The sequence below is a fragment of the Marinilactibacillus kalidii genome, from assembly GCF_017599325.1.
In the GTDB taxonomy this organism is placed as follows: Bacteria; Bacillota; Bacilli; order Lactobacillales; family Carnobacteriaceae_A; genus Marinilactibacillus; species Marinilactibacillus kalidii.
This window is the reverse complement of sequence record NZ_JAGFVM010000003.1, coordinates 145600-158143: the sequence shown is the minus strand read 5'-3', so window position 1 is coordinate 158143 and position 12544 is coordinate 145600. Positions and strand designations below refer to the sequence as shown.

General features: G+C 38.0%; 13 protein-coding genes. All 13 read right to left on the bottom strand.

Going from position 1 to position 12544, the window contains the following annotated elements:
- Positions 1 to 100 precede the first annotated feature (100 nt).
- The 13 genes from clpX to J5J05_RS00925 all read right to left on the bottom strand — a co-directional run bounded on the left by clpX (position 101) and on the right by J5J05_RS00925 (position 12540).
- Positions 101 to 1357: an ATP-dependent Clp protease ATP-binding subunit ClpX gene (clpX, locus tag J5J05_RS00985; protein ID WP_208558789.1), complete on the bottom strand. Its 1257-nt coding sequence runs from the start codon at positions 1355 to 1357 to the stop codon at positions 101 to 103.
- Positions 1358 to 1559: 202 nt separating this feature from the next.
- Positions 1560 to 2867, bottom strand: coding sequence for a trigger factor (gene tig / locus J5J05_RS00980; protein WP_208558788.1), 1308 nt, complete (start codon positions 2865 to 2867; stop codon positions 1560 to 1562).
- A gap of 209 nt (positions 2868 to 3076) precedes the next feature.
- A complete protein-coding gene (locus J5J05_RS00975; protein WP_208558787.1) occupies positions 3077 to 4015 on the bottom strand; it encodes a tetratricopeptide repeat protein in 939 nt (312 codons plus the stop codon).
- A gap of 118 nt (positions 4016 to 4133) precedes the next feature.
- On the bottom strand, positions 4134 to 4916 hold the full coding sequence (locus tag J5J05_RS00970; RefSeq protein WP_208558786.1) for an acetyl-CoA carboxylase carboxyltransferase subunit alpha: 783 nt from the start codon (positions 4914 to 4916) through the stop codon (positions 4134 to 4136).
- Between the two features lie 35 nt (positions 4917 to 4951).
- A complete protein-coding gene (gene accD / locus J5J05_RS00965) occupies positions 4952 to 5827 on the bottom strand; it encodes an acetyl-CoA carboxylase, carboxyltransferase subunit beta (RefSeq protein WP_208558785.1) in 876 nt (291 codons plus the stop codon).
- A 2-nt stretch (positions 5828 to 5829) separates the two neighbouring features.
- Positions 5830 to 7203 carry an acetyl-CoA carboxylase biotin carboxylase subunit gene (locus tag J5J05_RS00960; RefSeq protein WP_208558784.1) on the bottom strand — a complete coding sequence of 458 codons (1374 nt, stop codon included), beginning with the start codon at positions 7201 to 7203 and terminating at the stop codon, positions 5830 to 5832.
- A 73-nt stretch (positions 7204 to 7276) separates the two neighbouring features.
- Positions 7277 to 7708 (bottom strand): 3-hydroxyacyl-ACP dehydratase FabZ, encoded by a 432-nt coding sequence (fabZ, locus tag J5J05_RS00955; RefSeq protein WP_208558783.1) that lies wholly within the window; start codon positions 7706 to 7708, stop codon positions 7277 to 7279.
- Positions 7709 to 7741: 33 nt separating this feature from the next.
- Positions 7742 to 8227, bottom strand: coding sequence for an acetyl-CoA carboxylase biotin carboxyl carrier protein (accB, locus tag J5J05_RS00950; RefSeq protein ID WP_208558782.1), 486 nt, complete (start codon positions 8225 to 8227; stop codon positions 7742 to 7744).
- Positions 8228 to 8230: 3 nt separating this feature from the next.
- Entirely contained in the window at positions 8231 to 9472 is a 1242-nt protein-coding gene (gene fabF, locus J5J05_RS00945; protein WP_208558781.1) for a beta-ketoacyl-ACP synthase II, read from the bottom strand.
- A gap of 16 nt (positions 9473 to 9488) precedes the next feature.
- On the bottom strand, positions 9489 to 10226 hold the full coding sequence (gene fabG, locus J5J05_RS00940; protein WP_208558780.1) for a 3-oxoacyl-[acyl-carrier-protein] reductase: 738 nt from the start codon (positions 10224 to 10226) through the stop codon (positions 9489 to 9491).
- Between the two features lie 17 nt (positions 10227 to 10243).
- Positions 10244 to 11179: an ACP S-malonyltransferase gene (gene fabD / locus J5J05_RS00935; protein WP_208558779.1), complete on the bottom strand. Its 936-nt coding sequence runs from the start codon at positions 11177 to 11179 to the stop codon at positions 10244 to 10246.
- 154 nt (positions 11180 to 11333) lie between these two features.
- On the bottom strand, positions 11334 to 12287 hold the full coding sequence (gene fabK, locus J5J05_RS00930) for an enoyl-[acyl-carrier-protein] reductase FabK (protein ID WP_208558778.1): 954 nt from the start codon (positions 12285 to 12287) through the stop codon (positions 11334 to 11336).
- A 25-nt stretch (positions 12288 to 12312) separates the two neighbouring features.
- Positions 12313 to 12540, bottom strand: a complete 228-nt coding sequence (locus J5J05_RS00925) for an acyl carrier protein (RefSeq protein WP_208558777.1) — start codon at positions 12538 to 12540, stop codon at positions 12313 to 12315.
- Between the last annotated feature and the right edge of the window lie 4 nt (positions 12541 to 12544).

Below are 12544 nucleotides of genomic sequence, written 5' to 3'. Positions count from 1 at the left end.
TAAAAATGAAACCTAAAAAAAGAAGACCTATCGAATGAAACCGATAGATCTTCTTAAGGGTAACTAATGTTACCAACACCAGTTGACACAGAGCCTTAAATTATACGACGACAACTTCTCCATCATGATTATAATAAACAGGATCTCCTGTACCTTCGACAGCATCTTCTGTAATCACGACTTTGCTGATATCATCTCTACTTGGTACTTCAAACATAATTTCCATCATAATACTCTCAATGATAGAACGAAGTCCCCTAGCACCAGTATCTCGCTCAATGGCTCTTTTACCAATACCTCTAAGCGCTTCTTCTTCAAATTCCAACTCAACATCATCAATCTGCATTAGTTTTTTATATTGCTTCACTAATGCACTCTTCGGTTTTGTAAGAATTTCAACAAGATCGTCTTCCGTAAGTTTTTCAAGAACAGCTGTAATAGGTAAACGACCGATAAATTCTGGTATTAAACCATATTTAAGCAAATCCTCAGGTATGATTTGTTGCATCATACTTGCATTTTCAGCGAAGCCTTTACGTGTATTTGATGCACCGAATCCAATTACTTTATCACCCAAGCGGTTTTTGACCATCGTTTCAATTCCGTCAAAAGCGCCACCTACGATAAATAGGATATTCGTTGTATCAATTTGAATCAGTTCTTGATGTGGATGCTTACGTCCACCTTGAGGCGGCACACTAGCAGTCGTTCCTTCAAGAATTTTAAGCAAGGCTTGTTGTACACCTTCACCACTTACGTCGCGTGTAATCGAAACATTCTCAGATTTTCTAGCAATCTTATCAATCTCATCAACATAAATAATGCCGTACTGTGCACGCTCAACATCGTAATCGGCAGATTGAAGTAATTTAAGTAGAATATTTTCTACATCTTCACCTACATAACCAGCTTCTGTTAAGTTTGTCGCATCGGCAATCGCAAATGGAACATTCAAAATGCGTGCTAATGTTTGTGCTAAATAAGTTTTACCAGAACCTGTTGGTCCAATAAGGCAAATATTACTTTTTTGTAATTCGATATCGTCTTCTAGGTTAGATAAATTGTTAACTCTCTTATAGTGATTATATACTGCTACTGATAAGGCTTTTTTAGCTGCATCTTGTCCAATAATATAATCGTTTAATATAGAACGAATCTCTTGAGGTTTAGGAACCTCAGTATCTTCTGTATAAACTTGTTTATTAAATTCTTCATCCATGATCTCTTTACAAAGATCTATACACTCATTACAAATGTATACTCCTGGACCTGCAACAATCTTTTTGACTTGATCCTGTGATTTACCACAGAATGAACAAGAGATATTCCCAGATTGTTCTTCATCGTTATCAAACATGGCAGGTTCACCTCAATTCCTCAAAATCTTTTCACTTTTTATATAGTAACATAGAACATGTGTGCTTGCCAACACTGTGACTCTACTAAAAAAAACCTTTTTTATACAATATTAAGAAAAATGGGAATGCTACAAGAGCATTCCCTTTTCACTTCATTTAAAAAATAGCACAGCTTATAGCATGCCTTAAAATCGGTCAGAATTACTCTGCAGAATCTTCAGTTGGTTCTAAAGTTTCTTTAGCAGTTGAAGTAATCAAATCGATTGCTTTTTTAAGAGAGATATCTCTTATCAACAAGTCTGGAGATAGTACACTGCGTACTTGCTCTTCAGGCATGTTGTATTGTCCAGCTAAGTCTTTCACTTCTTTTTCGATGTCTTCATCGTCAGCTTCAAGTTTTTCAGCTTCAACAATTGCTTCTAATACAAGGTTAGTACGAACGTTGAATTCTGCTTCGCCTTCAAATTGTTTATGAAGATCAGACTCAGTAGAGTTAGTCATTTGGTAGTACATTTCAGCAGAGATACCTTGTTGTTGTAGATTATTCAAGAACATGTCCATTTGACGGTGAACTTCGTCGTGAGCCATTTCATGAGGAATCTCTTCAATCTTAGCGTTTTCTACTGCTTTACGGATAGCTTCATCATCGCGAGCGTCGTTTGCTGAGTTTTCGCGACCTTCTTCAAGGCTTTCACGGATTTTCGCTTTAAGTTCATCTAATGTTTCAACGTCTTCGTCAGCATCTTTAGCAAACTCGTCATCTAATTCAGGCAGTTCTTTAGATTTAACTTCGTGTACTTTTACTTTAAATACAGCTTCTTCGCCTGCAAGGTCTTCAGCTTGATATTCTTCAGGGAAAGTAACCGTTAATTCTTTTTCTTCTCCAGCTTTAACGCCAACAAGTTGCTCTTCGAAGCCAGGGATAAATGAGTTAGAACCTAATTCTAGAGAATGGTTTTCTCCTTTTCCGCCTTCAAACGCTGTATCTCCTTTGAAACCTTCAAAATCGATAACAACAGTGTCGCCATTTTCAGCAGCAGCGTCTTTAACTGTTAATTCCGCTAAATTTTCACGACGAGTTTCAAGATTTTTCTCTACTGCTTCGTCAGTTACTTCACGGTCTTGTTTAGTTACTTCGATTTCTTTGTATTGGCCAAGTTCAACTTCTGGCTTCAATGTAACTTCAGCAATCAGTTTCCAGTCTTGTCCTTTTTCTACAGATTCAATATCAATATTTGGTTGTGCTACTGGTTCGATTCCAGCTTCTTCAACAGCTTTTGAATAAGCTTCAGGCAATAAGTCGTTTAATGTATCTTCGTACAATGCTGCTTCACCATACATTTGGTTGAACATTTTACGAGGAACGCGTCCTTTACGGAATCCTGGTACATTTAGAGTTTTTTGTACTTTCTTGAATGTTTGATCCAATCCAGCTTGTACTGTTTCTTGATCAATTGAAAACGTTAAACGTCCAGATGTAGCACCTGTTTTTTCAAAATTAGTCGTCATTATTATTTTGCCCTCCGAAAATTGTTTTTTATTATCTGTAATTAAGTGAACTAATCGTCAGTATTGACGAGTTTCTACATATTGATTTCTTCAAGCAACATGTAATCAGACGAGTGTATATTTTATATACTTATCAGTCACTTAGCACATTACGCATACTAGGTTATCATACAATAGTTTGTGCTAAAAGTAAATACAAAGCGCACAAATCAGCTGTTTTCATCCATTAATTGAGCAAACAAACTTTTCATTCTTTTTTTACTTTCAGTTGTTTCATCCACATCAACTAATTCTTTGCCAAAACGATTAGCATATAATGCAATCCAATAATCTATCTCGGTAATAAATTCATGTATTAGAGGATAGATCATTAAAAGGTGACTATTCAATTCGGGCTTTATCATCAAAAGTAAACTAGGTTCTTTCTCAAAAGTACGCTCTAACTGCTCATTTAGTCTCCTTACCAAATCATCCAAATTAAATTCTGTTAAATCTGCTGGTATAACTGTTACTGGATTCATTAATACAGGTATTACCAATTCATGTGGATAGTGCAACTTGATAAGCACTTGGAGAAACAGCGCCTTAACATATGAACTGACATATGGATTATTCATTACTATTGGTTCTATTTTTTTAATTTCCATATGGTCTAGTATACCGATTTCTTGTATGATGTCGGCCTGATCTAACAGAGTGTATTCGGCAATAGCGTAAATTTTTCTAATCAGTTCTTCTTTCTTCTGTTCTTGATATTTCTCTAATTCTATTCTCGCCTCTTGAACTTGTTCTTTCATATTGATTAAATCTTCATTCGTGAGCAGACCTTTTTCTTCATGTGTCTGAATAAGTTTTTCTGCTGCTGCTAATTGATCGGTTCTTAATAATATAAAGATAAAAATAGACGCATATGATGGCTCATAAAGATACAGTTTTTCAAAGTCCGCAGTCATATCGTAAGCGGTAGTGTATTGTTCTGCTTGGATCAAGATCGAAACATATAAAAGATTAGCTTCAACCGTCCGTTCAATTTCGTATGCTTTTTCAATTGCTTCAATTGCTTGAGGTAGTGCATTTTCTTTTAAATATGTTTCAGCTTGATTCATATAAATCTCATAGTTCTTTGGAAAGTCTATTTTTTCACCCATGCTATCCCTTCTTTCTTCTTAACTATTATAAAGAATAATGATTGCCCGCATCAAATGATTTTTTTCACGGCAAATAAACCAATGAGCTTTTATGCTCATCGGTCTCACCATATGATTATTAGAATTTTCTGAACCGTTCGTATCTTTTTTGGATCAGTTGTTCAGTTGGTAATTTCGATAAATCCTCAAGTTGAAGTTGAATCTCTTTTTTCATCGATGAAAGAACTTGATCCATCTCTATTTTTTCTTGATTATTTTCTTCATAAATAATTCGATCTATCACGCCAAGTTCTAATAAATCATAAGAAGTTAACTTCATGATTTCAGCTGCTTCTCCAGATCGTTTAGAATCTTTCCATAGTATAGAAGCAAACCCTTCAGGTGATAAAATAGAATAGATCGCAAATTCCATCATCCAAACTTGATCACCTGCTGCTAAAGCAAGAGCGCCACCGCTCCCACCTTCACCAACAATAATAGACAAGATGGGAACTGAAAGGTTACTCATCTCAAGTAGGTTTCTAGCTAATGCTTCTCCTTGACCGCGCTCTTCAGCTTCAACCCCGCAATAGGCACCTGAAGTATTGACGAGCGTGACAATCGGTCTATTGAATTTCTCCGCTTGCTTCATAAGTCTCAGCGATTTTCTATAACCTTCTGGATGTGGAGAACCAAAATTTCTTTTGAGATTCTCTTCTAGTTCGTGTCCTTTTTGGTTACCAATAATTGTTACCGGAAGACCGTTTAACGTTCCGATTCCACCTACTATTGCAGCATCATCTTTATACGAGCGGTCTCCATGTAGTTCGACAAAATCATCGAATATCGCTTCAATCATTTCAGTTGTTGTGATGCGGTCTGTTTGTCTAGCAATAGATACGATATCGATCGCTTTCGCCATGTGACCACCTCTTTCCTATAAATTCTTGCGTTAATTTATTCTTGAGTTGCTTCTTTCCAATTTTTGGCTGGTAGATGCATATTCAGCAGCTTGCTAATCATTTCTCTTAAGGCCGTACGAGGAACGATATGATCAACGAAACCATTTTCCAACACTTTTTCAGCTGATTGAAAATCATCAGGAACGGATTCTTTGATGGTCTGTTCTATGACTCTTCTGCCGGCGAATCCAATCAAAGCACCTGGCTCTGCAAGAATGACATCTCCTTGCATAGCAAAACTGGCTGTTACGCCACCAGTTGTTGGATCTGTCAGTACAGTTAAATAAAACAAACCTTCATCAGAGTGTTTTTTCACAGCCGCACTGGTTTTTGCCATTTGCATGAGCGATAAAATCCCTTCTTGCATTCTGGCACCGCCTGAAGCAGTAAATAAAACAACGGGTAATCGATCTTTAGTCGCTTTTTCAAACAATCTGGTTACTTTTTCACCGACTGCTTGACCCATACTTCCCATAATGAAATTAGAATCCATGATACCAATGGCTAATCGATGGTCACTAATCTTTGCTTCCCCAGTTAAGATAGCTTCTCTAAGTCCAGAGTTGATTTGAGCTTTTTTTAGTTTCTCGTCATACTCTGGGAAATTCAACGGATCTGTAGAAACGACAGCTTCATCCCATTCAGTGAAAGAACCTTCATCAATTGTTAGATTCAGTCTTTCTTGCGCGCTGATTCTAAAAGCATATTGGCAATTGGGGCAAATCCGTTCATTACCCAGATCTTTTGAATAAATAGACTGTTTACAATTGGGACATTTTACAAACATCCCGTCAGGAACAAAAGGCGATCTTTCAGTGTCCTGCGTTACTTTTTGTAAAGATATATAAGGACGCTTTTTAAAAAGACGCATGTTTATTCCTCCTCTAACTCATTTTGCCATTTAGGAATAAAACGCTTTTCCAAGTATTCAGTGTCGTACTCGCCATTCAAGAAAGTCTCGTCATCAAGTAAATCTAACTGAAACTGCAAATTCGTTTGAATTCCTTCTACTATCATTTCTTTCAAAGCTCTTTTCATTTTTGCCACGGCAATTTCACGTGTACTACCATGTGTAATAACTTTGGCGATCATTGCATCATAATATGGTGGAATTTCTCCACCAGCAAATAAAGCTGTATCTACTCGAAGTCCATTACCACCGGATGGCAAATTCAAATAGCTGATTACACCCGGTGAAGGGGCAAAGTTGAATGCAGGATTTTCAGCATTGATTCTACATTCCAAAGCGTGCCCACTTAATTGTAGAGATTCCTGATCAATTGACAACGGTTCGTTGTTTGCAATTTTTATTTGCTCTTGAACGATATCAAAATTTGAAATCATTTCAGTAATGGGATGTTCTACCTGAATTCTCGTATTCATTTCCATAAAGTAATAAGCACCCGTGCTGTCCATCAGAAACTCAACTGTTCCAGCATTTTTATACCCTACATATTGAGCAGCTCTAACGGCAGCAGCACCAATGTCTTCTCTTTGCTCTTGAGTCAGTACGTGAGACGGTGCCTCTTCAAGAATTTTTTGATGATTTCTTTGCATCGAACAATCTCTTTCACCAATGTGAATAACATGACCAAAGTGATCACCAAGCAATTGAATCTCAATATGCTTGGCCGGAGAAATGATTTTTTCCATATACATACGGTCGTCACCAAAAGCCGCTTTTGCTTCTGATTTTGCGTGATTAAATGCTTGTAATAATTGCGCTTCTGACTCTACCACACGCATTCCTTTACCACCACCACCAGCAACTGCTTTAACAATCACTGGATAGCCGATCTCAGACGCTGTTTGAATCACTTCTTCGTCTGTTACTAAAAATCCATCACTACCAGGAACAATTGGTACGTTAGCTTTACGCATCATCTCACGGGCGTTCGCTTTGTTACCCATTTGATCGATCGTTTCTTTGTCAGGGCCAATAAAGACGATATTGACTTCTTCACACATTGCCGCAAAAGTACTATTTTCAGAAAGAAATCCAAATCCTGGGTGAATGGCTTGTGCACCAGTTATCACAGCTGCACTCAAAATATTCTGCATGTTCAAGTATGAATCACTTGCTTTAGCTGGTCCAATACATACCGCTTCGTCTGCAAGTTGCATGTGTAATGCATCTTCATCTGCTTCAGAATAAACGGCGACTGTTTGAATCCCCATTTCCTGGCATGCTCTAATGATACGAACAGCTATTTCTCCTCGATTGGCAATCAATATCTTTTGAAACATTTTATGACCTTCCTTAAAAACAAAATTGTAAATCTATTGTCTATAGATTTTGAGACTTTTAAATCCATGTATCTTAACGGCCAATAATGAACGTCATTTCAACTTCACAGACTTTTTTGCCATCAACATAGGCAACACCTTTACCGATACCCGCGTATTCTTTTAACTTAACAATATCAACTTTTAATTCCAAGACATCGCCAGGAACAACTTTCTTTCTGAATTTAACTTTGTTTAACCCACCAAGATAAGCAGTTTGTCCTTTAAATTGTTCCATTTTTAACAACGGAATCGATCCAGCTTGTGCTAGACTTTCTACAATTAAAACGCCTGGCATAACAGGTTCTCCAGGGAAGTGACCTTGGAAAAATTCTTCATTGATCGTTACGTTTTTAATTGCTGTAACGTGTTCACCAGGAATCATTTCCGTTACTTTATCAATAAAATAGATTGGATAACGGTTTGGGATTAATTCTTGAATTTCTTTGATATTCATTGTAGTCATTTTTAAGTGCTCCTCAATAATTTTAATTTTAGATTAATTTGCGTCACTGATTTGTACAAGGGGTTGTCCGAATTCAATTGGCTGTCCGTCTTCCACTAACAGCTTGTGAACAGTCCCGCTCACGTCACTCTTAATTTCATTCATCACTTTCATTGCTTCGATAATGACAAGTGGTTGACCCTTTTCAATAACATCTCCAACTTTGACAAACGGTGGTTTATCTGGTGAAGAAGCAAGATACGATGTACCAACAATTGGTGCTGTTACTTCGTGAATGCCTTCTAGATCTTCTGTTTCTTCTGAAACTGTTTCTGGTTTTGTTACTGTGTTTTCTTGTGTTGGTGTCACACTTGCAGGTTTTGCGACTGCTACTGGAGTAGGTTGTGCAACTTCAGTTGAAACAGGTGCAGTGTCGTTTTTGCTCATTTTGATCGTGCCAGATTCGTTGGTTAGTTCAAAAACTTTCAAACTAGAGGCATCGATTTTTTCAATGAGTTCTTTGATTTGTCCAAAATCCATGTATTAAGCACCCTCCCATTTTTTGAAACAAGTAACTGCATTATGCCCTCCGAAGCCTAATGAGTTATTCAAAGCATACATGATGTCTTTTTGTCTCGCTTCTTTAGGAATATAATCCAAGTCACAATCTTCATCCGAAGTCTCAAGGCCAATTGTTGGTGGTAAAATGCCTTCTTGTAAAGCTTTGATACAAGCTACAGCTTCGATGGCTCCAGCACCACCTAATAAGTGACCCGTGCTTCCTTTAGTACTTGATATTGCTACACTACGGGCAGCGTCTTCTCCAAGTGCTCTTTTGATCGCTGCTGTTTCAGATGAATCATTAGCTGGCGTTGAAGTTCCGTGCGCATTAATATAACCAACTTGGCTAGGTTCGATCCCAGCTTCTTTCATTGCATGAATCATCGCATTAGCCGCGCCCTCACCATCTGGTGTAGGTGCAGTCATATGATAACTATCTCCAGTCGCACCATAACCAACGATTTCTGCATAAATCGTTGCGCCACGTTCTTGTGCACTCTCTAAGCTTTCAAGTAGCAGTACAGCACCACCTTCGCCCATTACAAATCCTTGACGGTCTTTATCGAAAGGCATAGAAGCTCTGTCTTTGTCTTCGCTATTTGATAATGCTGTTAAAGCAGCGAATCCTGACATACCGATCTCATTGATACTCGCTTCTGAACCACCGGCAAGCATATAATCTGCATAGCCATGTTTAATATTTCTATACGCTTCGCCTATTGAATTGTTACCTGAGGCACAAGCCGTTACGATTGATAAGTTAGGACCTTTAGCACCAGTCGCGATTGAAATATTTCCTGCAACCATGTTTCCAATTGCCATAGGAACAAAGAAAGGTGCTACTCTATCTAAACCTTTTTCATGCATCTTAATGATTTGGTTTTGCATAGCATTCAAGCCACCGATACCAGAACCAACCATTACACCCAAACGACTTGCATCAATATCTTCTACAGATAATTTAGCATCTTCCATCGCTTCAAGTGCTGCAACAACACCATACTGAGAAAAGACGTCCATTCTTTTCGCTAACTTACCATCCATTCTTTCTTTAGCTTTGAAGTCTTTTACTTCTCCTGCTACGTGAACATTGATTGGCGTACCATCAAATTTTGTTAATGGTCCAATTCCGTTCTTACCTGTTTTCAAACCATCCCAAAATTCATTTACATTGTTTCCTAAAGGTGTTACTGCACCTAAACCTGTTATAACGACTCTACGCATAATAATATCCTCCTATTTATCCGTTCATTACCATTCCACCGTCAACATTAAGAACTTGACCAGTGATATAGTTTTGTTTGCTAAGGAATAATGCTGCCTCTGCAACATCTTCCGGTTGACCTAATCGTTTTAATGGAATTTGAGTCAAAATCGTTTCTTTTACTGTATCAGCCAATACATCTGTCATATCTGATTCCACAAAACCTGGTGCAATCGCGTTAACAGTAATACCTCTTGGCGCTAATTCTCTAGCAACAGACTTAGTAAAGCCAATGATGCCCGCTTTACTGGCTGCATAGTTGGCTTGACCAGCGTTACCTGTTTGACCAACTACGCTAGCTAAGTTAATGATACAACCGCTTTTTTGTTTCAACATAAATCTTGAAGCAGCTTTGGTCGTATAAAAAGTTCCTTTTAAATTGATATCGATTGTTTGGTCAAATTCTTCTTCGGTCATTCTCAAAAGAAGATTATCCTTAGTGATGCCGGCGTTATTGACTAAAACGTCTACACTGCCAAATTTCTTTTTCGTATCTTTGATCAGTTGTGCCGCAAAGTCCGGATCACTGATATCGCCCGCACAAGAAAATACTTCTGCACCCAAGGCTGTTAGTTCTGCAATTTGGTCTTCGGAAATAGCCTTACGACCATTCAACACAATATTATTTCCCTCTTTAGCAAAGGCATGAGCGATTGCTTTTCCAATACCTCTAGAGCTGCCTGTTACAATAACTGTTTTGATATTCTCTACCACTTTTCCACCTCGACTAATTAGTTGGTATGCGCAATCGTCTCGATTGCTTTATGCAATTGCTTGTCGTTCTCAACATTCATGACGGTAACACTACGATCTATTTTTTTAACAAATGTTTTCAGGGTTTTTCCTGGTCCAAGTTCAACAAATGTATCTGCGCCATCTGCTATCATCTGACAAATCATTTGTTCGAATCTGACTGGCGACATTACTTGTTGCACTAATGTATTTGATACCTCTTCTAAAGATGTATATGCTCTAGCATTCGTATTGCTATAAACTGGATATAAAAAAGGCTTTGTTTCTATAGTCTGCAATTCTACTTCGAGATTCTTAGCAGCGGGTTCGAGTAGTTTCGTATGGAAAGGCCCACTTACGTTTAGTGGAATAACCTTTTTAGCTCCAGCTTCTTCAAGTTTTTGAATGGCGACTTGAACCCCTTCTTTAATCCCTGCTACTACAATTTGACCTGGCATATTATAATTTGCAACTTGTACATAATGCGTCTCACTGATCTCGTCACATATTTTTTCAACGACTTCAGACTCTAATCCCATCACTGCGGCCATAGCGCCCACACCTTCTGGAACGGCTTGATCCATAAATTGACCTCTCTTATGGACTAGCTTTACTGCATCTTCAAATGTAAAAACCTCTGAGGAAACCAGTGCAGTATACTCACCTAGACTTAACCCTGCTACCATATCGGGTTTGACTCCGGCTTCTAGCATTAATTGTTCAATTCCATGACTCAACGTTAAAATTGCTGGCTGTGTCAACGGTGTCCAGTTCAATTTTTCATTTTGATTGAATGCCAATTCTGCCATATCAATTTCTAAGATTTCACTTGCTTTATCAAATGTACGCTTTACACTGTCATATTGCTCATATAATTCTCTGCCCATACCATCGTATTGAGCACCTTGTCCGCTAAATAAAAATGCTGTAGACATATTAGAGATATCCTTTCTGTTATAACAAATAATTAATTGATCAATGTAGAAAACGAAGACGCGTTACTAAAAAAGATAATTTCATCTTTCTATTTTGTTCATCTTCATTTTCTTCATTATCAATTGAATGCTGATTTCAATCTGTAGATGCTACTTAAGCAAACACAACAGGGTTTGAAGTCAATGCTCGATATTCTTGCATCAATTCTTGTACGATATCTTCACATGATTGTTCTTTTGTCACCAATCCTGCACTTTGTCCTGCCATGAATGAACCAGTATCTTTATCCCCTTCAACAACTGCTCGTCTTAGTGCGCCTCTTCCTAATTCTTCTAATCTAGCAAAATCAGGATTTTTGTCGCTCGTAATTTCTTTTTCAACTTGCAGATATTCTCGTGTTAATTTATTTCTTAATACACGAACAGGGTGACCGGTTATTTGACCAGTTACGACAGTATCGATATCTCTAGCTTTTATGACTCTCTTTTTGAAATTGTCATGCGCAATACTTTCGTTTGCCACAACGAATCTAGTCCCTAACTGTACAGCAGAAGCCCCTAGCATGATTGCAGCCGCGACACCTCTACCGTCTGCAATACCACCTGCAGCGATAACAGGAATCGTAACTGCGTCAACCACTTGCGGTACAAGTGTCATAGTAGTAGATTTACCGATGTGTCCCCCTGCTTCCATCCCTTCGCAGATAATTGCGTCTGCGCCGTCATTTTGCATTCGTTTCGCTAAAGCCACTGAAGCGACAACAGGAATGACCACGATACCAGCATCTTTGAACTTCTTCATGTATTTACCCGGACTACCCGCACCAGTAGAAATCACTTTAACTTTTTCTTGGCAAACCACTTCAACAACTTCATCGACATAAGGCGATAAAAGAAGAACATTTACACCAAAAGGTTTATCTGTCATTTCTTTCGTTTCACGGATCAGTTTACGTACAAATTCTCCCGGCTCATGACCAGCTCCTATCATGCCTAATCCACCAGCATTGGATACACCTGCTGCTAAGCTAGGCGTACCAACCCATGACATTGCTCCTTGAATAATAGGATAGTTAATTCCAATTTTTTCCATTAGTGCTTGACTCATATAGGAGCTCCTTTCTAATAATAAATTAAGCTAGTTGCTCATCTACATATTTAACGATATCTTGTACAGTGTTTAAGCCTTCTTCAGTTTCGATTTTGATGTCGAATTCATCTTCGATGTCGTTAATGATTTGGAATAAATCTAAACTGTCTGCTTCTAGTTCCTCACGGAAGTTCGTTGCTGGTTGTACTTCTTCTTTTTCTTTATCTAATTGATCCACGATGATTTCTTGAATAGTTTCGAAAGTTGACATAATT